The organism is Frateuria edaphi (assembly GCF_021117405.1).
GTDB classification, from domain to species: domain Bacteria; phylum Pseudomonadota; class Gammaproteobacteria; order Xanthomonadales; family Rhodanobacteraceae; genus Frateuria_A; species Frateuria_A edaphi.
On sequence record NZ_CP088251.1, the window covers coordinates 2644075 to 2668009 of the forward strand.

Annotated in this window: 26 protein-coding genes; 15 read left to right on the top strand and 11 right to left on the bottom strand. The window is 69.5% G+C overall.

The window, feature by feature from the left end; translation table 11 throughout:
* Positions 1-51: 51 nt before the first annotated feature.
* Complete coding sequence (locus tag LQ772_RS12335; protein ID WP_231321170.1) at positions 52-1131, top strand: aromatic ring-hydroxylating oxygenase subunit alpha; 1080 nt, start codon at positions 52-54, stop codon at positions 1129-1131.
* Positions 1128-2426 carry an amino acid permease gene (locus tag LQ772_RS12340; protein ID WP_231321171.1) on the top strand — a complete coding sequence of 433 codons (1299 nt, stop codon included), beginning with the start codon at positions 1128-1130 and terminating at the stop codon, positions 2424-2426. Before LQ772_RS12335 ends, LQ772_RS12340 begins: the two co-directional genes overlap by 4 nt.
* A gap of 6 nt (positions 2427-2432) precedes the next feature.
* Here LQ772_RS12340 and LQ772_RS12345 read toward each other — a convergent pair whose 3' ends face one another.
* Positions 2433-3323, bottom strand: coding sequence for a LysR substrate-binding domain-containing protein (locus LQ772_RS12345; RefSeq protein WP_231321173.1), 891 nt, complete (start codon positions 3321-3323; stop codon positions 2433-2435).
* Positions 3324-3418: 95 nt separating this feature from the next.
* Here LQ772_RS12345 and LQ772_RS12350 point away from each other — a divergent pair, with 95 nt between their 5' ends.
* From LQ772_RS12350 to LQ772_RS12360, 3 genes are all read left to right on the top strand, one after another.
* The gene (locus LQ772_RS12350) at positions 3419-4009 is read left to right on the top strand and encodes a LysE family translocator (protein ID WP_231321175.1); all 591 of its coding nucleotides are present in this window, start codon (positions 3419-3421) and stop codon (positions 4007-4009) included.
* Between the two features lie 18 nt (positions 4010-4027).
* Positions 4028-4618 (top strand): NADPH-dependent FMN reductase, encoded by a 591-nt coding sequence (locus LQ772_RS12355; protein WP_231321176.1) that lies wholly within the window; start codon positions 4028-4030, stop codon positions 4616-4618.
* An 89-nt stretch (positions 4619-4707) separates the two neighbouring features.
* On the top strand, positions 4708-5796 hold the full coding sequence (locus LQ772_RS12360; RefSeq protein ID WP_231321177.1) for an acyltransferase family protein: 1089 nt from the start codon (positions 4708-4710) through the stop codon (positions 5794-5796).
* On the opposite strand, the gene LQ772_RS12365 is transcribed toward LQ772_RS12360, so the two are convergent.
* The 3 genes from LQ772_RS12365 to chrA all read right to left on the bottom strand — a co-directional run bounded on the left by LQ772_RS12365 (position 5768) and on the right by chrA (position 8245).
* On the bottom strand, positions 5768-6265 hold the full coding sequence (locus LQ772_RS12365; RefSeq protein WP_231321178.1) for an acyl-CoA thioesterase: 498 nt from the start codon (positions 6263-6265) through the stop codon (positions 5768-5770). The genes LQ772_RS12360 and LQ772_RS12365 overlap by 29 nt on opposite strands.
* A 32-nt stretch (positions 6266-6297) precedes the next feature.
* On the bottom strand, positions 6298-6792 hold the full coding sequence (locus LQ772_RS12370; RefSeq protein WP_231321179.1) for a GNAT family N-acetyltransferase: 495 nt from the start codon (positions 6790-6792) through the stop codon (positions 6298-6300).
* Positions 6793-6853: 61 nt separating this feature from the next.
* Positions 6854-8245 (bottom strand): chromate efflux transporter, encoded by a 1392-nt coding sequence (chrA, locus tag LQ772_RS12375; protein ID WP_231321180.1) that lies wholly within the window; start codon positions 8243-8245, stop codon positions 6854-6856.
* A 117-nt stretch (positions 8246-8362) separates the two neighbouring features.
* Here chrA and LQ772_RS12380 point away from each other — a divergent pair, with 117 nt between their 5' ends.
* Positions 8363-9394, top strand: a complete 1032-nt coding sequence (locus LQ772_RS12380) for a YncE family protein (protein ID WP_231321181.1) — start codon at positions 8363-8365, stop codon at positions 9392-9394.
* Between the two features lie 3 nt (positions 9395-9397).
* Here the strand turns inward: LQ772_RS12380 and rlmKL are convergent, their stop codons facing one another.
* Both rlmKL and LQ772_RS12390 read right to left on the bottom strand, forming a co-directional pair.
* A complete protein-coding gene (rlmKL, locus tag LQ772_RS12385; protein ID WP_231321182.1) occupies positions 9398-11587 on the bottom strand; it encodes a bifunctional 23S rRNA (guanine(2069)-N(7))-methyltransferase RlmK/23S rRNA (guanine(2445)-N(2))-methyltransferase RlmL in 2190 nt (729 codons plus the stop codon).
* Positions 11584-12102, bottom strand: coding sequence for an alpha/beta hydrolase (locus LQ772_RS12390; RefSeq protein ID WP_231321184.1), 519 nt, complete (start codon positions 12100-12102; stop codon positions 11584-11586). Before LQ772_RS12390 ends, rlmKL begins: the two co-directional genes overlap by 4 nt.
* Before the next feature lie 66 nt (positions 12103-12168).
* Between LQ772_RS12390 and LQ772_RS12395 the strand changes: the two genes are divergently transcribed.
* The 4 genes from LQ772_RS12395 to LQ772_RS12410 all read left to right on the top strand — a co-directional run bounded on the left by LQ772_RS12395 (position 12169) and on the right by LQ772_RS12410 (position 15279).
* A complete protein-coding gene (locus LQ772_RS12395; RefSeq protein ID WP_231321186.1) occupies positions 12169-12723 on the top strand; it encodes an N-acetylmuramoyl-L-alanine amidase in 555 nt (184 codons plus the stop codon).
* A gap of 478 nt (positions 12724-13201) precedes the next feature.
* Positions 13202-14068, top strand: coding sequence for an acyl-CoA thioesterase II (gene tesB, locus LQ772_RS12400; RefSeq protein WP_231321188.1), 867 nt, complete (start codon positions 13202-13204; stop codon positions 14066-14068).
* A 42-nt stretch (positions 14069-14110) separates the two neighbouring features.
* A complete protein-coding gene (locus LQ772_RS12405) occupies positions 14111-14503 on the top strand; it encodes a hypothetical protein (protein ID WP_231321189.1) in 393 nt (130 codons plus the stop codon).
* 68 nt (positions 14504-14571) lie between these two features.
* Complete coding sequence (locus LQ772_RS12410; protein ID WP_231321190.1) at positions 14572-15279, top strand: arginyltransferase; 708 nt, start codon at positions 14572-14574, stop codon at positions 15277-15279.
* A gap of 9 nt (positions 15280-15288) precedes the next feature.
* Here the strand turns inward: LQ772_RS12410 and LQ772_RS12415 are convergent, their stop codons facing one another.
* Positions 15289-16824, bottom strand: a complete 1536-nt coding sequence (locus LQ772_RS12415) for an FMN-binding glutamate synthase family protein (protein ID WP_231321191.1) — start codon at positions 16822-16824, stop codon at positions 15289-15291.
* A 104-nt stretch (positions 16825-16928) separates the two neighbouring features.
* Positions 16929-18110 carry a formate-dependent phosphoribosylglycinamide formyltransferase gene (gene purT, locus LQ772_RS12420; RefSeq protein WP_231321192.1) on the bottom strand — a complete coding sequence of 394 codons (1182 nt, stop codon included), beginning with the start codon at positions 18108-18110 and terminating at the stop codon, positions 16929-16931.
* Between the two features lie 111 nt (positions 18111-18221).
* Between purT and LQ772_RS12425 the strand changes: the two genes are divergently transcribed.
* From LQ772_RS12425 to LQ772_RS12435, 3 genes are all read left to right on the top strand, one after another.
* On the top strand, positions 18222-19748 hold the full coding sequence (locus tag LQ772_RS12425; protein ID WP_231321193.1) for a transglutaminase-like domain-containing protein: 1527 nt from the start codon (positions 18222-18224) through the stop codon (positions 19746-19748).
* A gap of 61 nt (positions 19749-19809) precedes the next feature.
* Positions 19810-20676: an SPFH domain-containing protein gene (locus LQ772_RS12430; protein ID WP_231321194.1), complete on the top strand. Its 867-nt coding sequence runs from the start codon at positions 19810-19812 to the stop codon at positions 20674-20676.
* 95 nt (positions 20677-20771) lie between these two features.
* Positions 20772-20975: a type II toxin-antitoxin system antitoxin gene (locus LQ772_RS12435; RefSeq protein WP_231321195.1), complete on the top strand. Its 204-nt coding sequence runs from the start codon at positions 20772-20774 to the stop codon at positions 20973-20975.
* A gap of 75 nt (positions 20976-21050) precedes the next feature.
* Here LQ772_RS12435 and LQ772_RS12440 read toward each other — a convergent pair whose 3' ends face one another.
* Complete coding sequence (locus tag LQ772_RS12440; protein WP_231321196.1) at positions 21051-21431, bottom strand: hypothetical protein; 381 nt, start codon at positions 21429-21431, stop codon at positions 21051-21053.
* A 31-nt stretch (positions 21432-21462) separates the two neighbouring features.
* The gene (locus LQ772_RS12445; protein WP_231321197.1) at positions 21463-21858 is read right to left on the bottom strand and encodes a DUF423 domain-containing protein; all 396 of its coding nucleotides are present in this window, start codon (positions 21856-21858) and stop codon (positions 21463-21465) included.
* Positions 21859-21929: 71 nt separating this feature from the next.
* On the opposite strand from LQ772_RS12445, the gene LQ772_RS12450 reads away from it, so the two are divergent.
* Complete coding sequence (locus LQ772_RS12450) at positions 21930-22529, top strand: SCO family protein (protein WP_231321198.1); 600 nt, start codon at positions 21930-21932, stop codon at positions 22527-22529.
* Entirely contained in the window at positions 22526-22966 is a 441-nt protein-coding gene (locus LQ772_RS12455) for a copper chaperone PCu(A)C (protein WP_231321199.1), read from the top strand. The genes LQ772_RS12450 and LQ772_RS12455 overlap by 4 nt, the downstream gene beginning before the upstream one ends.
* Before the next feature lie 68 nt (positions 22967-23034).
* On the opposite strand, the gene LQ772_RS12460 is transcribed toward LQ772_RS12455, so the two are convergent.
* Entirely contained in the window at positions 23035-23907 is an 873-nt protein-coding gene (locus LQ772_RS12460) for a cytochrome c oxidase assembly protein (protein WP_231321200.1), read from the bottom strand.
* Positions 23908-23935 lie beyond the last annotated feature (28 nt).

Here is a 23935-nt window from a genome sequence, read left to right on the forward strand (position 1 = left end):
GCTTGGGGTGCGCCAGACGAGCGCATCCCAACCACCATCGGTGCCCTGCCAATGACCGAGCTGCTCACGCCCGACCTCCTCGCCGCCCAGCCGCTCGATCACGCGTGCGCGCTTTCGGCGCGTTGCTACACCGATCCGCGCATGCCGGCGCTCGATGCCCGGTCCGTGTTCGCGAAGAGCTGGCAGCTGGTCTGCCACCAGTCGCAGCTGGCGGGCGTCGGCGACCACCTGGTCACCGCCATCGCCGGCCTGCCGATCGTCGTCGTGCGCAGCGACGAGACCACCCTCCGCGCCTTCCACAACGTGTGCCGCCATCGCGCCGGGCCGGTCGCCAGTTGCGATGGCAAGGGCGCGACCGCGTTGCGCTGCCGCTACCACGGCTGGACCTACGGCCTGGACGGGGTCCTGCGCGGTGCGCCGGAGATGGGTCGCACGCCCGACTTCGATCCCTCGACGATCCGGCTGCCCGAGGCACGCGTGCAGGTGTGGCAGGGCTTGGTCTTCGTCGCCACTGGCGAGGCGCCACCGTTCGCCGAATTCGTCGAAGGCATTGATGCGCGCCTGGGCGAAGGCCGCTCGCTGGCCGGCTTCGAGTTCCATCACCGCGCCAGCTGGGAAGTGGCCTGCAACTGGAAGGTGTACGTGGACAACTACCTGGAGGGCTACCACGTGCCGCACATCCATCCGGGCTTGAACAGCGTGCTGGACTACCGCAGCTACGTCACCGAGACCGCGCGGTGGTACTCCTACCAGTTCAGCCCGCTGGAAAGCGCCGACGAGCTCTACGGCAGTGGCGAGGCGCTGTACTACTTCCTCTATCCCAACACCATGCTCAACATCCTGCCCGGCCGCCTGCAGACCAACCGCGTGCTGCCGCTGGGCGTGGACCGCTGCCGCGTGGAATTCGACTTCTACTATGCCCCGGACACGAGCGACGAAGGCCGCGCCCGGCGCGAGCGCGACATCGCCTTCAGCGACGAGGTGCAGGACGAGGACGTGACCATCTGCGAGGACGTGCAGCGCGGGCTGGCATCCGGCTCCTACGAAAGCGGTCGCCTCAACCCGCTGCGCGAGAACGCGGTCCACCATTTCCACGAACTGCTGCGCCGCGCCTACCGCGAGCACGCGTGAGCAACCCCTCCGCCGCGGCTTCACGACCGCTTGGCCAACTGGCGCTGATCGCCCTGGTGGTCGGCAACATGATCGGCTCGGGCGTGTTCCTGCTGCCCGCGGCGCTGGCGCCGTATGGCGCGGCGAGCCTGCTGGGCTGGGCGCTGACGCTCGCCGGCGCGCTGCTGCTGGCACTGGTGTACGCCTGGCTGGCGCGCGCGATCCGCAACCACGGCGGCGCCTACGGCTATGCGCGACGTGCGTTCGGCGACGGCATCGGCTTCGTGGTCGCGTGGAGCTACTGGGTCTGCACCTGGAGCGCCAACGCGGCGATCGCGGTGGCCTTCGCCGGCAGCCTCGGCGCGCTGTGGCCGGCCGCCACCGCCACGCCGGCTCTCTCCGCAGGCTGCGCGCTGGGCGCGTTGTGGCTGTGCACCGCGGTGAACCTGGCCGGCGTGCGCGAGGCGGCGCGCATGCAGATGCTCACCACCCTGCTCAAGCTGGTCCCGCTGGTACTGTTCGGTGTGGTCGGGCTGGGCTGGGTGCATGCCGGCGCCTATCGGCCGTTCAATCCGAGCGGCCTGCCGCTGCTGGGCGTCACCACCTCGGTGGCCGCACTCACGTTGTGGGCCATGCTCGGCTTCGAGGCGGCCACCGTGCCGACCGGCGTCGTGCGCGACCCGGAACGCACGGTGCCGCGCGCCACCGTGATCGGCATGCTGGTCGCCGGGCTGGCCACGATGCTCGCCTGCACGGTGGTGATCGGACTGCTGCCGCCGGACGAACTGCGCCGCTCCGCCGCACCGATGATCGCCGCGGCGGCGCGCGTGTGGGGACCGGCCGCGGGCCTCGCACTGGCCGCCGTGGCGACGATCTCCTGCTTCGGCGCGCTCAACGGCTGGGTCCTGCTGCAGGCGCAGACGCCACTGGCCGCGGCCCAGGATGGCCTGTTCCCGGCGCGCTTCGCCCGGCTCGACGCGCGCGGCACGCCGGCCTTTGGCCTGGTCGTGGGCAGCGGCCTTGCCAGCGCGCTGATCGTGGCCAACTACAGCCGCACGCTGGTCGCGCTGTTCACCTTCTCGATCCTGCTGTCCACCGCCACCACGCTGCTGCCCTACGTGGTGAGCGTGCTGGCATGGTGGCGGATCGAGCCCGCCGCACGGTGGTGGCGGCGGCTGGTCGCCGCTGGCGCGCTCGCCTATGCGCTGTGGGCGCTGGCCGGCACGGGCATCGAGTCGCTGATGTGGGCGGGCGTGCTGGTGGCGATGGGCCTGCCGGTGCTGCTGTGGCAGCGCCGGCGGTCGGCCATCCCGTAAGCGGCGCTATGGCGTCGCGGCCTGCCAGCGCAGCCAGTCGATGACCGCCGCGACCGCGGGGCGCGGTCGCGTGCCGTCGGCGCGCACGATCCAGTAGGCGGCATCCAGCGGTATCTCCAGCGCACCAAACGGGCGCACCAGGGTCCCGGCCGCGAGTTCTTCGGCCACCAGGCGATGGCGCGCCAGCGCCACGCCCTGTCCCTGCTGCGCGGCGCGCAGTACCAGGTCCGAGGACGCATAGCGCGCGCCACCGTGCAGCGACAGCCGGGACGGCCCGTGCTCCCGACGCCACGATTCCCACGCCGCCTGCGGGTCGCGGTCGTGCAGCAGGCGCAATCCGGCCAGCTGGGCGGGCCGCGAGGGGCGGCCGTGGTCCTGCCAGTAGGCAGGGCTCATCACCGGGTACAGCGCGTCGCCCATCCAGGGCTCGCAGTGCAGCTCCGGCCAGGGGCCCTGCCCCATGCGCAACGCGACGTCCATGCGACCATCGGTGAAACCCTCCAGCTTCTGGTCGACCAGCACCGACAGCTCGATCTTCGGATGCGCCTTCTCGAACGCCGGCAACCGGGGAAGCAGCCAGCGGATCGCGAACGAGGGCGTGGTCGACAGCGCGACCGCATGCGCCGGGCGCGCCTCCCGCAACACCGCCACGGCACGTTCGATCTCGCCCAGGCCTGCGCATACGGCCCGCCCCAGCGCCTCGCCTTGCGGCGTGAACGCCAGTCCCGCGCGGCCTGCGCCGGCATGCAGCAGTGGCACGCCCAGCCAGCGGTCGAGCTCGCGCAGATGACGGCTCACCGACGAATGGGCCATGCCCAGCTCCCGCGCCGCGGCGCGCACGCCACGGTGCTGGTAGACCAGGGCGAAGGCGCGCAGCGCGTTGAGGGGCAGATCCATGGTCGGAATTCTAGACCATAGCCGGCACCCTTCCGACCAGCGAAAAGCGCCAGGCTATGGATGCTGCCCGATGGCAGCGACGCCACGGGAACGCCATGCACGACCTGTTCGCCTGCGCCGGCCTGCTGCTAGCCGCCGCGATCACGCCCGGACCGAACAACCTGGTCGTGCTGCACGAGGCCGGCCACGGCGGCGTGCGCGCGGCCGCCGGCGCGATCGGTGGCATCGTGCTCGGCGGACTGGCCCTGCTTGCCGTGGTCGCGACCGGTGCCGGTGCACTGCTGTCGACGCACGCCACGCTGCGCGCGTCGCTCGCGGCGCTCGGGGCGGCCTACATGGCATGGCTTGGCGTGCGCCTGTTGGGGAGCACGTCCGGTCGCGCATCCGCCGACGCGATGGCGCTGCCGACAAGTGCGCTCGGCCTGTTCGGTTTCCAGTTCCTCAACCCCAAGGGCTGGGCGATGGTGACAACGGTCGTCGCCGCCCGGCCCGCCGCCGATGCGGCCGGTTATCTGCCGCTCGTCGTGCTTTTCACCGCCATCCCGCTGGCCTGCCTGCTGTTGTGGAGCTTCGCTGGCCGACGGCTCGCCGTGCACCTGGCGCGTCCGCGTTCGCGGCGGCGCATCGATGCCGCCATGGGCGTGCTGCTGCTTGCCAGCGCGGCGTTGCTGCTCATCGACCTTTGACTCCTGGAGAGAACGTCCATGACCCACCGATCCCTTCGACTTCTCGGCCTCGCCGGCAGCCTGCGCCGCGCTTCGTGGAACCGCCGCCTGCTGCAGTCCGCCGCCGCGCTGGCACCGACCGGCGCCACGATGGACGTCTACGACGCACTGGGCCGCGTGCCGCTGTTCGACGAAGACCTGGAACGCGCTTCTCCGAACGGCCTGCCCGGCGTGCGCGCGCTGCGCGAGGCGATCGCCGCGGCCGACGGTCTGGTGATCGCCACGCCGGAGTACAACCACGCGCTGCCCGGCGTGCTGAAGAACGCACTGGACTGGCTCTCGCGCGAAGACGCGACCCTGGCCGATCTCCCGGTCGCCGTGCTCGGCGCCAGCAGCGGCCCGTGGGGAACGCGGCTGGCACAGGCCTCGCTGCGCCAGGTCCTGCATACCTGCGGTGCGCTGGTGATGCCCTCGCCCACGCTGTTCATCGCCCACGCGGCGGAACGCTTCGATGCCCACGGCGTGCTCGCCGATGAGGCGACGCGTGCGGCCTTGCAACGATTCATGGGTGCATTCGCCGGCTGGGTCCATCGCGTCGCGCCACCCAGCGTGGAAGCGGGCGCTGCGTGAGCCGGCAACGCAACGTACGGTGAACGGCGGGCGCGCAGAAGGGGCGACGGGGACGTCTCGTGAACAAACCCGTTGCTAGCCTGCGAGGGATGTATGGATCTGCCCGCGCCATCGACAACGTTCCCGCCAGCGCATCGCCCGTCCGGCCGGTGCGTGATGCCTGGAAGGACAACGCCCGCCTGGCCCTGATCACGCTCGTGGTGTTCGGCCACAGTCTGGAGCCGCTGCGCGGCGTGGCGTCGATCGACGCGCTGTACCGCTTCCTTTACCTGTTCCACATGCCGGCGTTCGCCTTTCTGTCCGGTGCCGTGGCGCGGACGGAAGTCGACGTGAAGCTGCTCAAGCGGATCACGTTCCAGCTGCTCCTCCCTTACCTGCTGTTCCAGGCGCTGTATGCGCTGGCCGCGCAGGCACCCGGCTGGCCCGATGCCGGGCCCAAGGGCGTGACCACGCCGTACTGGCTGCTCTGGTATCTGCCGAGCCTGGCGGCCTGGCGCCTGCTGCTGCCGTTGTTCGTGCGCCTGCGCCATCCGCTCCTGCTGGCCTGCCTGTTCGCGCTGATGGCCGGTTGGGCGGACGACGTGGGGTACCGCATGTCGCTCTCGCGCACGGCCTCGTTTTTCCCGTTCTTCCTGATCGGACACGTGTATGCGCCGGCATGGCGCGAGCGCCTGCGCGGTCCGCTGGTGTGCGCACTGGCGCTCGGCATGCTGCTCGCACTGGGCTGGGCGGCCAGCGCCGTGCCGGATCCGCGCTGGCTCTATGGCAGCAACGGCTACGCCGCGCTTGGCGTGGACGACGCCGCCGGCACGCTGTGGCGCATGCTGCGGCTGGGCGCGGGCGTCGCCGGCAGCGCCGCCTTCCTTGCGCTGGTCCCGCGCCGCGAATTCGACGCCACGGCGGTGGGCGGGCGCAGCCTGCAGGCGTATCTCGCCCACGGCTTCGTCGTGAAATTCGCGGCGGCCGCAGGGCTGTTCGCCTGGCTGGAGGGCAGCGAGCCGCCGCTGGTCAACGCGCTGGTCTTGCTGCTGGTCGCCTGGTTGCTGGTGCGCCTGCTGGCCAGCGCGCCGGCCGTCCGCCTGCTGAGTCCGCTGACCAGCCCGCAATGGCTGGAGCGATTCCTGTGGCGGGTGCCGGCCGCCGAGGAACTCAAGTCACCGGTGCGGCCGCGGGCCTGAGCACGGCGACCTGCTGCTCCATCGTCTTGGACAGTTCCATCAGCCGGCGCGCGTAGTCCTGCAAGCGCCGGTCCTCGTCCGTCTGCGGCTCCCAGCGCGGCACCGGCGTGGGCTTGCCGTCGGGGCTGTCCAGCGCAACGAACACCATCACGCAACTGGTTGCCAGGCGCTGCTCGCCCTTGCGCAGGTCCTGCGCCAGCACGTCCACCGCCAGGTGCATGCTGCTGGTACCGGTGTGGATCAACCGCGCGCGCACCGTCACCAGATCCCCGATCAGGATCGGCGCGATGAACTGGATGCCGCTGACCGACACGGTCACGCAGTACGCGCCGCTCCAGCCCACTGCGCAGGCGTAGCCGGCCTGGTCGATCCATTTCATCGCCATGCCGCCATGCACCTTGCCGCCGAAGTTGACGTCGGTGGGCTGGGCGAGGAAGCGGAAAGTGACTTCGTTCTGCTGGCCGGGCATGGCGTTCCTGTGGTGTCGGTGGCAGCGGTCGATTATGCCCGCCTCGACTCGCCGGCGAGTTCAAGCACCATCGGCGTGGTGCGGACACCGGCGGGCGAGAAGCCTTCCGGGCCGGTCGCGACGAAGCCCAGGTGTTCATACACCGGCACCGCGACGCGCGTGGCATTGAGCGTGAAGCGGCGCGTGCCGGCGCGGCGCACGGCGTCGGCCATCGCCCGCCGCCAGAGCCGGGTGGCGATCCCGCGGCCCTGGTAACGGGTGCCGACGAAGAATTGCACCAGGTGACAGTCGTCGCGCATCCCGGCGATACCGACCAGTACGTCGTCCAGCCAGGCCAGGTGGAAGCGCTGGCCATCCCGCATGCGCTCGCGCAACGAGCGCGTGCCCAGCCGCGCCAGCAATGCCTGGCCGGCCTCGTGCGACTGGTCGGGCAGGATCCATCGGCGGGCCACGCGTCGCGCCAGCGCGCTGATGGCGGGCGCATCGTCGGGACATCCCAGGCGCAGGTACAGGGCTGGATCAGGCATGCGCAATCCTGTCATCGATGGGCGGCAGTTTGCGCGGCCGGTCGACGGAACGCCACGGCGGCTAGAGCGCTCCGGCAAGCCATCGCCAGAGCAGCGCGACCACGCCGCTTCCCAGCAACACCCTTCCCATGCCCACCTTGAAGCGGAGCATGGCAAGCATCGCGGCGGCGGCAATCAGCGCCGATGGCCACTGCAGCGTGGACCAGTCGGGGTGTTCCAGCCGCAACCAGCCGTAGTGGCGCTCGTCCACGCGACCGAACACGGTATGCACGGTGAACCACACCGACAGATTCAACACCACGCCCACCACCGCGGCTGTCACCGCCGACAGTGCCGCATGCAGCGCGCGATTGCTGCGCAACGCCTCGATGTAGGGTGCCCCAAGGAAGATCCACAGGAAGCACGGCGCAAAGGTCACCCAAGTGGTGAGCACCGATCCGGCCACGCCGGCGGCCAGCGGCGACAGGCCGGCCTGGTGGTAGTAGGCGCCGAGGAAGGCGACGAACTGCACCACCATGATCAGCGGGCCGGGCGTCGTTTCGGCCAAGGCCAGGCCATCGAGCATCTGCCCTGGCGTGATCCAGTGGAAGCCGACCACGGCACGCTGCGCGATGTAGGCCAGCACCGCGTAGGCGCCACCGAATGTGACCACCGCGGTCTGGCTGAAGAACAACCCCTCGCGCGCCAGTACGCTCTGGCGCCCGAACGCGGCAATCGCCGCAAGCACGGGTATCCACCAGATCGCCAGCCAGGCCACCAACACCCGCCATGCCCGTCGCGCCGAGGGTCGCGTATGCGTCAGCCGCCCCTGGCCCAGCAGGCGGTCGATGAGGAAGTCGGACGATGCATCGGCCGCGGAGGACGCCGGTGCCGGGAAGTCGCGCGGCGCCCACCAGCGCCCCAGCAGGCCACACAGGCCCGCACCGAGCACGATCAGCGGGAACGGCACGCGGAAGAAGTAGATCGCCACGAAGGCGAGCGCAGCGATCGCGACCATGACGCGATTCTTAAGCGCCTTGCGGCCGATCCGGATGACCGCCTCGACCACGACCGCCAGCACGGCGGCCTTCAATCCGAGGAAGACGGCCAGGACCAGCGGGACCTGGCCGTACAGCGCGTAGACGATGCTCAGCGCCAGGATCGTGACGAAACCCGGCAGCACGAAGAGCACGCCAGCGACCAGTCCGCCGGCGGTCCGGTGCAGCATCCAGGCGATGTAGATCGCCAGCTGCGTCGCCTCCGGCCCGGGCAGCAACATGCAGTAGTTGAGGGCGTGCAGGAAGCGCGCGTCGCTGATCCAGCGGCGCGTGTCCACCAGTTCCCGGTGCATCAGGGCGATCTGGCCCGCCGGCCCGCCGAAGCTGAGCAGGCCGATCTTCGCCCACACGCGGGTGGCTTCGCGCAGCGAAACCGGCGAAAGGTCTTCGGCTTCCGTGTGAGCCCGCTCGTTCATTTCACCGTGCCGCTGGCCTGCTTTCGAGACGCCGTTTGCCTGCCCCCGGAAGGTGCACGACGGCAGTGTTATAAGCGCCGCATCCTACGCCTGTGTGAAGTCCGGAGAACGCGAGCCATGACGCCTGGAAGCCTTCGGTGCCGGCCCATCGTCGCCGGACTGGTGACCGTACTGCTGGCCGTCACCTCGAACGCCGGCAGGCAGGCGGCACCACCCTTGCCGCTCACCACGGTCGCCGATGTACCGCTGACCGGTCGCACCACGCGTTGGGATTACGCGAGCCTGGACCCGGTGCGCCACCGTCTGTTCCTGGCCCACTTGGGCGACGGCGTGGTCACCGCGTTCGATACGCGGGGCAACCGGGTGGTCGCCGACGTATCCGGCGTCAGCAGCGTGCATGGCGTGCTGGCGATTCCCGAGCTGGATCGCGTTTACGCCTCGGCCACCGGCACGGACGAGGTGGTGGCGATCGATGCCACGAGCCTGAAGGTCATCGCCCGGATGCACACGGGCGACTATCCCGACGGCATGGCCTACGCACCGGGTGCGCACAAGCTCTACGTCTCCAACGAGCACGGCGGCAGCGACACGGTGATCGACGTACGCGGCAACCGGCGGATCGCCACCATCCCGCTCGGCGGCGAGGTAGGCAACACGCAGTACGATCCGGTTTCCGGGCACGTCTTCGCCAACGTGCAGACGCGTCGCGTGCTGGCCGAAATCGATCCGGCCACCGACAAGGTCGTCGCGCGTATTCCGTTGCCCGGCGCCGAAGGCAACCACGGCCTCCTCATCGACGCTCCCGCGCGGCTCGCCTTCATCGCGTGCGAGGACAACGCAAGGCTGCTGGTGCTCGACCTGCGCAACCGTCGCGTGGTCGCTTCTTTCGCGGTGGGCGAAAGACCCGACGTGCTCGCCTTTGACCCGGGGCCAGGCTGGCTCTACGTGGCCAGCGAGTCGGGCGAGTTGGCGCTGTTCGAAGTGAAGGGTCGCGCCGTACGTGCATCGGGACGGGGCATGCTGGGCCCGAACGCGCACGTGGTCGCGGTGGACCCCGTCACGCACCGGGCCTATTTCCCGCTGAAGGACTGGAAGGGCAGGCCCGTGTTGCGGATCACCGAACCGGCGTCCGCTACCCGGCGCAAGTAAACCTCAACGGCGGTTGTGGAGGTGCCGCAGGCTGTCCTCCCACGGCGAGGCCTGCGCGTGCAGGCGCAGTAGCCAGCAACCATGGATGTCGGCGCGTCGGGCGAAGTCGAACGGGATGCTCGGGGCGCTCCAGTCCTCGATGGTGAAGCGCTCCTCCAGCGACGCCACGTCGAGCTTGAAGCGACGGAAGTTGTTGGAGAACACCACCACGCCGTCGCTCGCCAGCCGGTCGGCGCAGGCCAACAGCAGCGCCGCGTGGTCGCGCTGCACGTCGAAGTCCTCGGCGCGCTTGGAGTTGGAGAAGGTCGGCGGGTCGACGTAGATCAGCCCGTAATGGCCGCGATCCTGGCGCAGGAAGCTCGTGGCGTCGGCCTGCACCAGACGGTGCGCCGCGCCGGTGAAACCGTTGAGCGCCAGGTTGCGCGAGGCCCATTCCAGGTAGGTGCCGGAGAGGTCCACGCTGGTGGTGTCGCGCGCGCCGCCGGCGGCGGCGTACACGCTGGCCGTGGCGGTGTAGGCGAACAGGTTGAGGAAGCGCTTGTCGCGCGAGAGCTCGCGCAGCTTCGCGCGTACCAGCCGGTGGTCGAGGAACAGGCCGGTGTCGAGGTAGTCGGTGAGGTTGACCAGGAAGCGCAGGCCGCCCTCCTCCACCTCATGGAACTCGCCGCGCTGGTCGAAGCGGCCGTACTTGGCGCCGCCCTTGCCGCGCTCGCGTGTCTTCAGCGCGATGCGCTCGCGCGGCACGCCCAGCACTTCGCCGGCCACGCGCACGATCTCGCGCAGGCGCGTGCGCGCCACCTCGACCGGCACGTCGGTGGGCGCGCGGTACTCCTGGACGTGCAGCCAGGGCTCCTCGCCCGCGCGGCCGTAGACGTCGATCGCCGCGGCGTACTCGGGCAGGTCCTGGTCGTAGGCGCGCCAGCAGAAGATGCCCTCGCGCGCCAGCCGCTTGCGCTGGTGGCGCACGGTCTTCTCCAGGCGATTCTTCAGCATCTCCGCGCCGGGCGAGAGTGGCTTGCGCTCGCGTGGCGCGGTCTCCTTCGCGGACAGGTCGAAGGTGAGCAGCACCGTTTCCAGCGCGCCGTTGTAGAGCGCATAGCGCTTGTCCGCGTGCAGGCCCAGCGCGCGGCCGAGTTCGGCGTCGCCCGCCAGCACCGCGCCGCGCCACCCGGTGAAGCGCGCGCGCAGCGCATCGCCCAGCGCGCGGTAGAGCTGCGGCATCTGCGCCCGGTCGCCCAATCGCTCGCCGTAGGGCGGGTTGGTGATGACCAGGCCGCGCTCCTGCCCCGGGGGCGGCGCGGCGTGCGCGACGTCGTGCTTCTCCAGCGTGAGGAACCCGGCCACACCGGCTTCCTGCGCATTGCGCTTGGCGGTCTGCACCATGCGCGGGTCGGCGTCGGAACCGAAGAAGGTTGCACGCAGGTTGCGCAGGCCCACCTCGGCGCGCTCGCGCGCCTCATCCAGCAGGCCGCGCCACATCGCGATGTCATGCTGTTTCCAGCCGAGGAAGCCGAAGTACTCGCGGCGCAGGCCGGGCGCCGAGTCCGCCGCCATCAATGCGCCTTCGATCAGCAGCGTGCCGGAGCCGCACATGGGGTCGAGCAGTGCCCCGCCTTCGGCGTATACCTCGGGCCAGCGCGCGCGCAGCAGCATCGCGGCGGCGAGGTTTTCCTTCAGCGGCGCCTCGCCCTGCTGTTCGCGCCAGCCGCGGCGGTGCAGCGGCGTGCCAGCCAGGTCGAGCGAGAGCGTCACGCGGTCGCGCTTCAGGCGCAGGTTCAGGCGGACGTCCGGTTCCTCGGTGTCCACACCCGGGCGCGCGCCCTCGCGCTGGCGGAACTGGTCGACCACGGCGTCCTTCGCGCGCTGGGCGATGAACTGGCTGTGCGTGAGCTTGCTCAGCGCGGTGTGCGCATCGACCGCCAGCGTGCCGTGCGGCGCGAGGTGCGCCGACCAGTCGATCGATTGCACGCCCGCGTATAGCGCCTCGTCGTCCGCCGCATCGAACTCGGCCAGCGGCAGCAGGATGCGGCTGGCCAGTCGCGACCACAGGCAGGCGCGGTAGGCGGTTTCCAGCGTGCCGGTGAAGCGCACGCCGGCAAGCGATTCGTGCGCCTCGGCGGCGCCCAGTGCGAGCAGCTCGTCGCGCAGCAGGTATTCGAGGCCCTTGGGGCAGGTGGCGAAGAAGTTGCTCATGCCAGTGTGTCCAGAAAGAGGGCGAACTGGCGTTCGATCGCCGGCAGGCTGCTGCCCAGTCGATGGTCGTCGTCGAGGACCAGCAGCGGCAGCTGGCGGCGGGCGGCAAAGCTGTAGACGCCATCCAGCGGACAGACCTCGTCGCGCCAGCCGTGGATCAGCAGCGTTGGCACGTCCTGGCGGACATCCAGCGCGGTCTCGACACCCGGGATCGCTTCCGGCGTGGCAAGCAGGAAAAGGCCTGCGACCGGATGCTCCAGCGAGGCCACCGCCGAGACGAACGCACCCATGCTGGAACCGACCAGGACAGGCGGGGCCTTGCAGTCCGCGATCGCGGCATTCAGGCGCGCCAGCCGCGGCGCCACCGAGCCGGCGTGTCCGCGCGCGTCGTCCTCGCGATAGTCCGGCCGCTGCGTGCGCCAGTCGCGCGCCTCGGCGAGCGCCGCAAGGGCGCTGACCTTGGTGGCTTCCGGGCTGGAGTCGGAGCCGTGCGAAAGAAGGATCGTGCCGCGCATCGCTCGGAACTCCGGACCGCCGTGGGACCGGGCATGATAGCCGGTGCCGTGCGAGACTTCCCTCACATGCCCGCGATCACCGACCAGCCACTGCCCTACGTCGACTCCCTGCCCGAACGTCCCGCCGAGGCGGTGACGCTCGTGGTGATCCACTGCACCGAGCTGCCGGACCTGCTCACCGCGCGCGAGTACGGCGAGAAGGTGCTGTACGAGAGCGGCGCCGGCAACAGCGGGCATTACTACATCGACCGCGACGGCACGATCCTGCGCTACGTGCCCGGCACGCGCATCGCGCACCACGTGCGGGGGCGCAATGCGGATTCGATCGGCATCGAGCTGGTCAACAGCGGCCGTTATCCGGACTGGTTCCTGGCTGGGAACCAGTCGATGAGCGAGCCCTATCCCGAAGGGCAGATCGAAGCGCTGCGCGGTCTGCTCGCGCAGCTGCGTCGGGAGTTTCCCAACCTGCGCGGCATCGCCGGGCATGAGGACCTGGACACCGCGCGCGTGCCGGCCAGTGACGACCCGGCGGTCATGGTTCCGCGCAAGCTCGATCCAGGCCCGTTGTTCCCGTGGGACGCGATCGTTCCCTCCTGCGGGCTGGAGCGGATCGGGGCCTGACCGAGCTGTCCCGCGAGCCCCGCCCCTAACCCCACCCCTCTCCCCGCGGGGAACAGGGAGCTACTTCAGCGCACGCCCCGCCTTCCGCTCCGGCCTTCCGCTTTGCGTAGCTTCATCTGAAAAGTGCGCGCAGGAAGCGCGCTGCTCTACCGGGGTCCCCTATGGCGCGGCGGGCGGGTGGCGGATCAGCCCGAAGGGTGGCCGGCAGGACGCCGGCCAGTTTTTCGTCGGGGCAGGAAGCCCCGTCGAAAAACCCCGCCACCCGCACGCGCACCCGAAGGGCGCGCCATCGGGGTGCCCTTCTCTTTGGTTACTTTCTCTTGGGCAAGCAAGAGAAAGTGACTCGGGCGCCGACAGGCGTCCGAAAGCTCTTGCTCTCAAGCCACGAGGCAACCCCCGCCCCCAACCCCAGCCTCTCCCCGGAGGGGAGAGGGAGCACAGCTATAATCCACATCCCTCCACGCACCTCGGACACCCCATGCGGGAAGAACACGTCAAGGAACTGGTCGACCTGCTCCAGCTCGAGCGACTGGAAGACAACCTGTTCCGCGGCCAGAGCCGCGACATCGGTACGCGCTTCGTGTTCGGCGGCCAGGTGCTCGGCCAGGCGCTGGCAGCCGCGCAACAGACGGTGGATCCGAAGCGCGAGGCGCACTCGCTGCACGCCTACTTCCTGCGTGCCGGCGACATCGACGCGCCGATCGTCTATTCGGTGGAACGCGCGCGCGACGGCGGCAGTTTCTCGGCGCGTCGCGTGGTGGCGATCCAGCATGGCCAGCCGATCCTCAACGGCGCGATCTCCTTCCAGGTACCGGAACAGGGCTTCGAGCACCAGAGCGCCATGCCCGAAGTGCCCTCGCCCGAGGATCTCGAACCGATGCGCCACCTGCCGCCGGACGAGTTGTCCAAGCTGCCGGTGAAGCTGCAGCGCTGGCTCGGCATCGATGGCCCGTTCGAGTTCCGCCAGGTTTGGCCGCGCGACGAATTGCACCCGGCCAAGCGCCCGCCGATCCAGCACATCTGGTTCCGCCTGACCGCGCCGATCGGCGACTCGGCCATCCTGCACCGCGCCCTGCTCGCCTACGCCTCGGACTTCCACCTGATCGGCACCGCTACGCTGCCGCACGGCATTTCCTACCTAACCCACAACGTGCAGATGGCCAGCCTCGACCATGCGCTGTGGTTCCATCGGCCGTTCCGCGTCGACGAATGGCTGCTGTATTCCTTCGACAGCCCCACCGCGCAGGGCGGCCGCGGCCTGGCACGTGGACAGATCTACAGCCGCGACGGCCGGCTGGTCGCTTCCACCGCGCAGGAAGGCCTGATCCGCCTGCGCAACGGCTAGCCTTTCCTACAGGGAAGCCCGGCGAACGGCTAGACTCCATCCATGCGTCCGCTCTATACCTCTCCCCGCCAGGAAAACATCGACCGCGTGGTCGCGCTGCTGGCCGAACACGGCATCGAAACGACCGTCACCGGGCGGTCGAACTGGAATCGCCCGAGCTACCAGCGCTTCAGCTATGCCCAGCGCAACGAAAGCCGCGAGAGCTGGCCGCAGGTGTGGGTCAACCGCGCCGACGACTACACCCAGGCGCGCACGCTGATGCGCGGGCTAGGCATCGAGCCGATGGTACGCCACGGCGAGGAGCTGGCCGCGGCGCGCAATCCGACACCGGAGTCGCGCCGTTCGGGCGTAGCCACGCGCGTGCGCCGCATCGTGCTGCTGGCGCTGGCGGCGGCCTTCATCGTGCTGATGCTGCGCTACATGGGCAAGATCTAGCGCCCGATCAAGGCGGTCTTCTCGGAATATTTGCAACCGCCCGCGCGCTCGGTCATAGAATCGGGCTCATGCGCTCCGAACGCGTCCGCCTGTTCCAGACCCTGCCGCATGCCTGCGGCTACTACGCCGAGCGCACGGCGCAGAACCTGGTGATCGACCCGGCCGCGCCACGGCTGGACCAGCTCTACGGTCCCGCGCTGGAGCGTGGCTTCCGCCGCGCGGGCGGCCATCTCTACTACCCCAACTGCCCGCAGTGCCGCGCCTGCACGCCCTGCCGCATCGATGTGGAGCATTTCGTGCCCGACCGCGGGCAGCGGCGATGCCTCAAGCGCAACGCGGATCTCACGGTGGTCGAATGCATGGCCGGCTACAACGCCGAGCGCCACGCGCTGTACGAGCGCTACCTGCGCACCCGCCACGCCGGCGGCGGCATGGACGAGGCCGACGCCAGCGACTTCCGCCGCTTCCTGACCGCGCCGTGGAGCCCCACGCTGTTCCTGGAGTTCCGCCTCGACGCGCGGCTGCTTGCGGTGGCCGTCACCGACGTGTGCGCCAACGGACTGTCCGCGGTCTACACCTTCTTCGACCCCGACGAGAGCGCGCGCAGCCTGGGCACCTACGCCATCCTGCAACAGGTGCAGCTGGCCCGCCGCCGCGGCCTGCCGTGGCTGTACCTGGGTTTCTGGATCGAAGGCCACGAGAAGATGGATTACAAGCGGCGCTTCCACCCGCTGCAAGTGCGAACGCGCGAGGGCTGGGCCCCGCTGGCGTCATAGGTCCGGGCTTCAGATTGAAGGGCGCGGCTCGACCCGTCGCGTCGAGCCAACTTCCGGATACGGGAACAGCTTGATCAGCGGCACCGAGAGGCCGTCGTCCCCCACCACGCGGCAGTGCGTGCGATCGAGCTGGCGCGGATCATCGACCCCGCAGCTGTGGGCGATGATGCCGACCTCGTACATCAGGTTGCGCGCGTAGTGGTACACCTTCTCGCTCTTGTCGGTGACGACCAGACCGCGCTGCAGCTTCGGGTTCTGCGTGGTGATGCCGGTCGGGCAGGTGTTGCGGTTGCATTGCAGCGACTGAATGCAGCCGAGCGCGAGCATGAAGCCGCGGGCCGAGTTGACGAAGTCCGCGCCCATCGACAGCGCCCAGGCCACGTCGTAGGCCGTGATGCGCTTGCCCGAGCAGATCACCTTGATGCGTTCGCGCAGACCCTTGGCGATCAGCGTGTCGATGAGCGTCGGCAACGCCTCGTGCAGCGGCAAGCCCATGCCCTCCATCAACGTCTGCGGCGCCGCGCCGGTGCCGCCTTCGGAGCCGTCGACGATGATGAAGTCGGGTGCGCTCTCGATCCCGCGCCTCCACACCTCGTCGCACAGTTCCTCGATCCACGCCGGGTCGCCCAGCACCGCCTTGAAGCCGGTCGGCTTTCCGCCGACCTCGCGCACGTGTGCAATGGCGTCGAGCAGCTGCGGCACGTTGGCGATGTCCAGGTGGCGGTTGGGGCTCTGCGAATCCACGCCAATCGGGATGCCGCGGATCGCCGCGATCTCCGCCGTCACCTTGATGCCGGGCAACAGGCCGCCCATGCCGGGCTTGGCGCCCTGGCCGAGCTTGATGCTGACCATCTTCACCTGCTTGTGTGCGCAGATCGCGCGCAGGCGCTCGTCATCGAGCTGGCCGTCGGCGGTGCGCACGCCGTACTTGGCGGTGCCTATCTCGAACACCAGGTCGCAGCCGCCTTCCAGGTGGTAGGGCGCCAGCCCGCCCTCGCCGGTATCCAGCCAGATGCCGGCCTTGGCTGCGCCATGCGAGAGCGCGCGCACGGCCGGCGCCGACAGCGCGCCGTAGCTCATCGCCGAGATGTTGAAGAAGGCTGCATGATCGTAGGGCTCGCGCGCGTACGGGCCGATCCGCACGGGTTTGGGATCGACATGGTGGCCTTCCAGCCGCGGGAATGGCGCATTGACGAAGAACGGCACGCCCTCGGCGGAAAGATCGCGCGTGGTGCCGAAGCCGATGGTGGTATCGGCGTTCTTGGCCGCGCGGTAGACCCACACGCGCTGGGCGCGGTTGAACGGCAGCTCCTCGCGATCGCTGGCGAACAGGTACTGGCGGAAGAACTCGCCCAGGCGCAGGAACCCGTAGCGGAAATGCCCGATGACCGGGAAGTTGCGCAGCACCGCGTTGCCGGTCTGGTAGCGGTCGGCAATCCATACGGCCAGCACGAGCATTACCGCCAGCGCGAGCATCAGCACGAAGAATGCCGCCAATGTTTCGACCAGCACGATCAGCCAGTGCGCGAAGCCGTCCGATGCCATAATTTGCTCTCCCTCCGGTGAAGCCGCGAGCCTAGCCCATCGCGCGGACAAGCTCCCTCTCACCTGAGGGGCGAGGGAGCTTCATCAGGCGAGTATGCGGATTCTCAAAGCTCTACCTTCAGGCACCCCGCCGCCCGCACCGCCTTGGCACGCGCCGCCTCCACATCGACGTCCCGCGCCAGCGTCACCGCCATCCGCCGGCGACCCTTCACCTCCGGCTTGCCGAAGATGCGCAACTGCGTGTCGGGCTCGGCCAGCGCATCGGCCACGCCGTGGTAGCGCGGATGACGGCCTTCGCCCTCGACCAGCACCGCGCACGAGGCCGACGGCCCCCACTGGCGGATCACCGGGATCGGCAGGCCGAGGATCGCCCGCGCGTGCAGCGCGAATTCCGAAAGTTCCTGCGACATCAGCGTCACCAGTCCGGTGTCGTGCGGACGCGGGCTGACCTCGGAGAAGATCACGCTGTCGCCCCGGACGAAGAACTCCATGCCGAACACGCCCCAACCGCCCAGCGCCTGGGTGATCGCCGCGGCCTGGCGCTGCGCCTCGGCCAGCGCCGCTTCGCTCATCGGCTGCGGCTGCCACGACTCGCGGTAGTCGCCGTGTTCCTGGCGGTGGCCGATCGGCTGGCAGAAGCTGGTGCCATCGCGGTGGCGCACGGTGAGCAGGGTGATCTCGTAATCGAAGTCGACGAAACCCTCGACGATCACGCGCCCCTGCCCCGCGCGCCCGCCGGACTGTGCATAGTCCCAGGCCCCGTCGAGCTCGCCGGCATCGCGCACCGTGCTTTGTCCCTTGCCCGAGGAACTCATCACCGGCTTGATGACGAACGGGTAGCCGATCGCCTCGGCTGCCGCGCGGTACTCCGCCTGCGTGTCGCAGAAGCGATAGGGCGAGGTGGGCACGCCCAGCTCCTCGGCGGCGAGGCGCCGGATGCCTTCGCGATCCATCGTGAGCCAGGCGGCGCGTGCGGTCGGGATCACGCGCAACCCCTCTTTCTCCAGTTCGACCAGCGTCGGCGTGTGGATGGCCTCGATCTCGGGCACGACCAGGTCCGGCTTCTCGCGCGCTATCAGCGCGCGCAACGCGGCGCCGTCGAGCATGTCGATCACATGGCTGCGGTGCGCCACGTGCATGGCCGGTGCGTCCGGGTAGCGGTCGACCGCGATCACCTCCACGCCGAAACGCTGCAGCTCGATCGCCACCTCCTTGCCCAGCTCGCCCGAGCCGAGCAGCAGGACGCGCACGGCGTGGTCGGAAAGCGGCGTGCCGAAAGGCTTCATGGAAAGCTCCCTGGAAGAATGGGGCGCATTGTAGGGCTACGCTGCAGTGCGCATTGACGCCGGCCCCGCCAACCGTTCCACTGGGCTCGTCATCCGTCCCCGGGGTTGACCATGCGACGCGTCCTGCTCAGCTTGGTGCCTGCGATCTGGCTGGGCATCTTGGGTGCCGCGCAAGCGGCCGTGCCGGTCCAGACCGACTGGATGACCGTGCTGCTCGGCGGGCGCAAGGTCGGGCATGTGCAGATCGACCGCGAGCGCCAGCGCGACATCCTCACCACCACGCAGACGCTGTCGCTGGACCTGAGCCGCTCGGGCAAGCCCATGCACCTGGGCAACATGAGCCAGAGCGTCGAGGGCCCGGAAGGTGAGCCGCTCGGCTTCGCGGCGCGCACGCGGATGTCCTCGATGGACAGCACGGTCGATGCCATGCCGGACGTTGCCGGTCGCTATCGAGTCACCACCACGGTGGGTGGGCAGACACGCACGATGCTGATGGACTGGCCCGGCGACGCCCTGCTCGCCGAGGGGCAACGCCTCGCGACCCTCGCCGCCGGACGCACGCCGGGCACCAGTTACCAGCTGCACGAGTTCGATCCGTCCAGCCAGCAGGTCGTCCACGTGCGGGTGGATGTGCTTGGCGACGAAACCGTGACCTTGCCAGGCGGCGCCATGCGCCTGAGCCACCAGCGCCAGGTCCTCTCGCTGGCGCACGGACGCCAGACCCTGGACCTGTGGGTCGACGACCGCGGGATTGCCCGCAAGGGTTTGATGAGCCTGCTCGGCCAGCCGCTGGAAATGCTCGCCTGCGACCGCGCCTGCGCGCTGGCCCCGAACCAGCCGGTGGACATGCTGCGCGCGGCCACGATCGATTCGCCGCGCTGGTTGCCGGGCTATGTGCGCGCGGTGCCGATGCGCTACCGCATCCGCATCAGCGGCAACATCGGGCAGCCCTTCATCACTACCGACGAACAGCAGGTCACGCCACTGGGCGGTACCGACTGGATGCTGGACGTGGGCAACTCCCACGTCGGCCGACAGGCGCCGCCCCGGCCGACCGACACCCAGCCCAACGCCTGGCTGCAATCCGACGCACCGGCGATCCGCCGGCTGGCCGCGGAGGCGGTGGGCGGTGCGCACGACGACCTGCAGCGCATGCGCCGGCTGCGGGAGTTCGTGAGCCGTTACATCACCGGCCACGGCCTGGACGTCGGCTATGCCTCCGCGCTGGAAGTAGTGAACAGCCGCGCGGGCGACTGCACCGAATATGCGGTGCTGCTGGCGGCGATGGCGCGCGCGCAGGGCATCCCGGCGCGGGTGGTGACCGGCATGGTGTACGCCGACCGCTTTGCCGGCGCCTCGCAGCTGTTCATTCCGCACGAGTGGGTCCAAGCCTGGGTGCACGGCCGCTGGCAGAGCTTCGACGCCGCGCTCCGGCATTTCGACAGCACGCACCTGGCGCTGGCCAGCGGCGACGGCGACCCCTGGCACTTCGCCGCCACCACCCAGCTGTTCGGCAACCTGCACATCCGCCAGGCCGAGCCCGGAGCCGACCTGAGCCTGCCGGCCGGCGGCGGTCAGGCGGCGCCCGCCGGCCACCCGGGAGGCAACACCGGGAGCGATGGCAGCACCGGCCACTGACGACACTTGCATGGTGATATGTTTTTGATATCTACTTCCCATACCTAAGGGAGGTAGCGTCATGAACGAACGCAAGGGTTTTTCGATCGCCGGCATCCCCTTCATCGGGGTCTGCCTGGTGCTGGCGGCCATTGGCGTCCTGCTGCTGGTGAGCACCGATGGAGCGCAGCCGGCGCCGCACGTGGTCCCGGGCATGTTGCTGCTGGCGTTTACCGGGTTCCTGCTCAAGGGGTTTTTCCAGGTCGCGCCCAACGAGGCCCAGGTGATGCAGCTGTTCGGCCGCTACGCCGGCAGCGTGCGCGAGGAGGGCCTGCGCTGGACCAACCCGTTCTATGCCAAGCGCCGGCTGTCGCTGCGCGTGCGCAATTTCGAAAGCGGGAAGCTCAAGGTCAACGACAACGACGGCAATCCGATCGAGATCGCCGCGGTGGTCGTGTGGCAGGTCGTCGACACTGCAGAGGCCGTGTTTCGCGTCGAGGACTACGAGAATTTCGTGCACATCCAGAGCGAATCGGCGCTGCGCCAGATGGCGCAGAGCTATCCCTACGACGCGCACGATGACGGCGAACCGTCGCTGCGCAGCCATGGCGAGGTGATCAACAACCACCTGCGCGACGAGATCCAGGCGCGGCTGGAACAGGCCGGCGTGCAGGTGATCGAGGCGCGCATCAGCCACCTGGCCTATGCGCAGGAAATCGCCCAGGCCATGCTGCAGCGCCAGCAGGCCGGCGCGATCATCGCTGCACGCACGCGGATCGTCGAAGGCGCGGTGAGCATGGTCGAAATGGCGCTCGACCAGTTGAGCCGCCGCGGCGTGGTCGAACTGGACGAAGAGCGCAAGGCGGCCATGGTCAGCAACCTGCTGGTGGTGCTGTGCGGCGAGCGCGGCACGCAGGCGGTGGTCAACACCGGCACCCTCTACGGCTGAAGGAGACAACGTGATGAGCTACGCCATTCCCGTCATCGTCGTGATCCTGATCATTGCCGTGGCCGTCGCCGCGCGGCGCAAGCGCGACTGAGTCGATGCCCGCCGAGAAAAAGGCCTATCCGCTGAGGATCAGCGCCAGCGTGCTCGAAGCCATGCAGCGCTGGTCCGACGACGAGCTGCGCAGCGTCAACGCGCAGATCGAATATGTGCTGCGCGAGGCGCTGCGCAAGTCGGGGCGGTTGAAGGCCGGGACCAGCAAGCCGGTAGTGGACGACGAGCCGGACGCGGATAGCCGTTGAATACCGGCTTTGGAGAGCGCCTGGGCTCGACCGCGAGCATCACGGTCGAGCCCAGGGGCGTTCCTACCGCGAGTTTCAGCGCGATGCCTGCGCCAGGGGCTGCGGCCGCAATCCCGGCAACCGCACCCTCGTCGGCCCGTCATTCCCCAGCACGACCAGCCAGCGCCCTTCGAGCACCAGCCGGTCGACATCGGCAAGACCGGAGCGCCGGTCCAGCGTCCCAAGCGGACGTCCATCGCGCGCGTCGTAGGCCTGGATTCGATCGTGCTGGCGGTCGGCCACCAGCAGCCAGTCGTGGCCTTCGTCCGTCCAGCGCACCAGTTGTTTCGGCGGCGCCGCGGGCGATGGCGGCATGATCACGCCGGTCAGCGTCGCCGCCGCCAGGAAGGTAGCGGCAAACCCTGCCCGACCGTCGAGTCGACGCAACGACTCCTTGAGGGAGATGTATCGGCGCATGCCCGCAGCTTCGCGCGCGGGCATGACGAGGCTATGACGCGATCTTGTCCGTGCGGTGAAAGGCCAGGCCCAGCGCGATCCAGCCGACGATGAAGGCGAGTCCGCCCAACGGCGTGATCGCCCCGCACCACCGCGGCGCACCCAACGCCAGTGCATAGAGGCTGCCGCAGAACAGCACGATGCCCATCGCGAATGCCGCCAGCGCGCAGCGCCGTGGCCTGCCCGGCGGCGCCTGGCAGGTGATCGCCAACGCCAGCGCGTGCCAGAAGTGGTACTGCGAGGCGGTGTGCCACACCTCGCGGCCGCCGGCATCGAGCACGCCGCGCAGCGCGTGCGCGCCGAACGCGCCAAGCAGCACCGCGCTGGCACCCGCTGCGCCTACCAGCCAGGGCAGCGCGCGCGTCGTGGGAGGGACAGGTTGTCGCATAAGCTCCTCGTTGCGGGCGTCCGCATCGCCGCGTGGCGTATGCTGGCGGGATGCATCGCCCGGATTCTTGCATGAAGCCCTCGCGCCTGGCCCGCCTCGTCCTGCTGCTCGGCGTCGTACTGCTGACCGCCTGCCACCGCGAGGAGGCCCTGCCCTGGCGGCTGACCGACATCAGCGGCCACATGCCCGACCTCGCCTTCCAGCTCACCGACGACAACGGCAAGCCGGTGACCGCCGAGGACTACCGCGGCAAGGTGGTGCTGCTGTACTTTGGCTACACGCACTGCCCGGACGTTTGCCCGCTCACGCTGGCGCACCTGCACGCGGTGTTGCAGAGGGTCGGTCCAAAGGCGGACGGCGCGCGCATCCTGTTCGTCAGCGTCGATCCGGCACGCGACACGCCCGCGATCATGCATGCCTACGTCAATGCCTTCGACAAGCGGGCTGTCGGCCTGACCGGCGCGCCGCGCGCGCTGGAGGCGCTGAGCAAGCGCTACCGCTCCGCGTTCACTCGCGAGCCGGCGCAAGCCAACGGCCAGTACGAGGTCAGCCACAGCTCGGCGATCTATCTGTTCGACCGCCAGGGCCAGGCGCGCCTGCTCGCCACGCCCGCCGCGTCGCAGGACGACCTCGTCCACGATCTCTACCTGTTGCTGGAAGCCGGAAAATGACCTTGCGCTCGCTGCCCCTGCTGCTCGCCGGACTGCTCGGCGCCGGCGCCGCCCACGCGGGCCAGGCCGACCATGTGCATGCTGGAGACGCCTGGATCCGCGTGATGCCCGCCAGCCTGCCGGCCGGCGGCTACGTGACCCTGCGCAACGACGGCGACCAGCCCGTCGTGCTCGATGGCGCGAGCAGCGCCGCCTACGGCAGCGTGATGTTGCACGAGAGCTCCACCGACACCGGCATGGGCCGCATGCGCATGGTCGATCGCCTGATCGTGCCCGCGCACGGCCAGGTCGCCTTGGCGCCGGGTGGCTACCACTTCATGCTGATGGACGCGGCCAAAGTGGTGCAGCCGGGCCAGACGTTGCGGCTCACGCTGCATTTCGCCGACGGCAGCACGCTGGCCACCGACTTTCTCGCCAAACCGGCTAACGCGCTGTAAACCCACGTGGGGTGGGCTTTCGCCCACTCGCCGCGTTCGCGGCAGAAGCCGGCGGGCTGAAACCCGCCCTACGATGCGCGTTGCGTATCGCGCGCGACCGGCCGCGCGGGCACGCGATGCTCGCGGCGGATCCGGCCGCGCCCCGACAGTGCCAGCCACTGGCGCAGCGCCAGCAACGCGCCGATCGACTCGATCATCGCTGCCGGCACCCAGGTGATCACGCCTCCGACCAGTTGCCCCGTCAGCACGTTGAAGGTGAACGCGCGCCCGCAGATCTCGAAGATCGGATACAGGTCGGTCTTGGAAAAAGTGACGATCGCGCCGGCCAGTATCTGCGGCGTCATGGTAATGGCCGGGGACAGCACGCGCAGGCCCGGGATCATCCGTCCCGGCGGACGCGGCCGGTGATCCAGCACCAGCGACCAGTAGATGAATCCGCTGCCGAGCATCGTCCAGTTCATGAAGCGGTAGATGCGCCAGTCCAGCATCGCCAGCGTCTGCATCGACGGGATCAGCCAGACCAGGATGAAGGCGATGAACAGGAACGTCGCCAGCGCCGGATTGAACAGCACGGCGCTCGCCGCCCGCCACGGCGCCGATCGCTGCACCGGCCGCAGCAACCGCGTACGCCACTCCAGCGGCAGGCCTGCCCGCATTACCGATACCGGGTAGGACGCCACCACCAGCAAAGGCGCCAGGTGGTGCAGCAGCACCTGCTGGATGCGGTGCATGAAGAACTCGTGCTCCGCGTAGTAGTCGAGGTAGGTGTGCAGCGACAGGTAGATGATCGCCATGCCGCTCCAGAACGACAGGCGCCGCCCCAGGCTCACGCCGAGCGCGCGGGAACCCCGCCAGTACAGTACTGCGGCCACGAGGAAGCTCGCGAGGAACACCCACGAGAACTCCCACGGCACGATCCATTTGAGCAACAGCGCCATCACCGGCCCGCACGACCACCAGCCTGCAAGG

Bases quoted from the DNA above. Each gene is read 5' to 3' on its own strand.
- LQ772_RS12405 (WP_231321189.1), top strand. From the start codon at position 14,111: ATGCGTCCGCTCTATACCTCTCCCCGCCAGGAAAACATCGACCGCGTG.
- LQ772_RS12455 (WP_231321199.1), top strand. From the start codon at position 22,526: ATGACCTTGCGCTCGCTGCCCCTGCTGCTCGCCGGACTGCTCGGCGCC.
- LQ772_RS12390 (WP_231321184.1), bottom strand. From the start codon at position 12,102: ATGCGCGGCACGATCCTTCTTTCGCACGGCTCCGACTCCAGCCCGGAA.
- LQ772_RS12395 (WP_231321186.1), top strand. From the start codon at position 12,169: ATGCCCGCGATCACCGACCAGCCACTGCCCTACGTCGACTCCCTGCCC.
- LQ772_RS12410 (WP_231321190.1), top strand. From the start codon at position 14,572: ATGCGCTCCGAACGCGTCCGCCTGTTCCAGACCCTGCCGCATGCCTGC.
- purT (WP_231321192.1), bottom strand. From the start codon at position 18,110: ATGAAGCCTTTCGGCACGCCGCTTTCCGACCACGCCGTGCGCGTCCTG.
- LQ772_RS12345 (WP_231321173.1), bottom strand. From the start codon at position 3,323: ATGGATCTGCCCCTCAACGCGCTGCGCGCCTTCGCCCTGGTCTACCAG.
- LQ772_RS12440 (WP_231321196.1), bottom strand. From the start codon at position 21,431: ATGCGCCGATACATCTCCCTCAAGGAGTCGTTGCGTCGACTCGACGGT.
- chrA (WP_231321180.1), bottom strand. From the start codon at position 8,245: ATGAACGAGCGGGCTCACACGGAAGCCGAAGACCTTTCGCCGGTTTCG.
- LQ772_RS12425 (WP_231321193.1), top strand. From the start codon at position 18,222: ATGCGACGCGTCCTGCTCAGCTTGGTGCCTGCGATCTGGCTGGGCATC.
- LQ772_RS12430 (WP_231321194.1), top strand. From the start codon at position 19,810: ATGAACGAACGCAAGGGTTTTTCGATCGCCGGCATCCCCTTCATCGGG.
- LQ772_RS12435 (WP_231321195.1), top strand. From the start codon at position 20,772: ATGCCCGCCGAGAAAAAGGCCTATCCGCTGAGGATCAGCGCCAGCGTG.
- LQ772_RS12415 (WP_231321191.1), bottom strand. From the start codon at position 16,824: ATGGCATCGGACGGCTTCGCGCACTGGCTGATCGTGCTGGTCGAAACA.
- LQ772_RS12350 (WP_231321175.1), top strand. From the start codon at position 3,419: ATGCACGACCTGTTCGCCTGCGCCGGCCTGCTGCTAGCCGCCGCGATC.
- rlmKL (WP_231321182.1), bottom strand. From the start codon at position 11,587: ATGAGCAACTTCTTCGCCACCTGCCCCAAGGGCCTCGAATACCTGCTG.
- LQ772_RS12360 (WP_231321177.1), top strand. From the start codon at position 4,708: ATGTATGGATCTGCCCGCGCCATCGACAACGTTCCCGCCAGCGCATCG.
- LQ772_RS12445 (WP_231321197.1), bottom strand. From the start codon at position 21,858: ATGCGACAACCTGTCCCTCCCACGACGCGCGCGCTGCCCTGGCTGGTA.
- LQ772_RS12370 (WP_231321179.1), bottom strand. From the start codon at position 6,792: ATGCCTGATCCAGCCCTGTACCTGCGCCTGGGATGTCCCGACGATGCG.
- LQ772_RS12380 (WP_231321181.1), top strand. From the start codon at position 8,363: ATGACGCCTGGAAGCCTTCGGTGCCGGCCCATCGTCGCCGGACTGGTG.
- LQ772_RS12355 (WP_231321176.1), top strand. From the start codon at position 4,028: ATGACCCACCGATCCCTTCGACTTCTCGGCCTCGCCGGCAGCCTGCGC.
- LQ772_RS12450 (WP_231321198.1), top strand. From the start codon at position 21,930: ATGAAGCCCTCGCGCCTGGCCCGCCTCGTCCTGCTGCTCGGCGTCGTA.
- LQ772_RS12335 (WP_231321170.1), top strand. From the start codon at position 52: ATGACCGAGCTGCTCACGCCCGACCTCCTCGCCGCCCAGCCGCTCGAT.
- tesB (WP_231321188.1), top strand. From the start codon at position 13,202: ATGCGGGAAGAACACGTCAAGGAACTGGTCGACCTGCTCCAGCTCGAG.
- LQ772_RS12365 (WP_231321178.1), bottom strand. From the start codon at position 6,265: ATGCCCGGCCAGCAGAACGAAGTCACTTTCCGCTTCCTCGCCCAGCCC.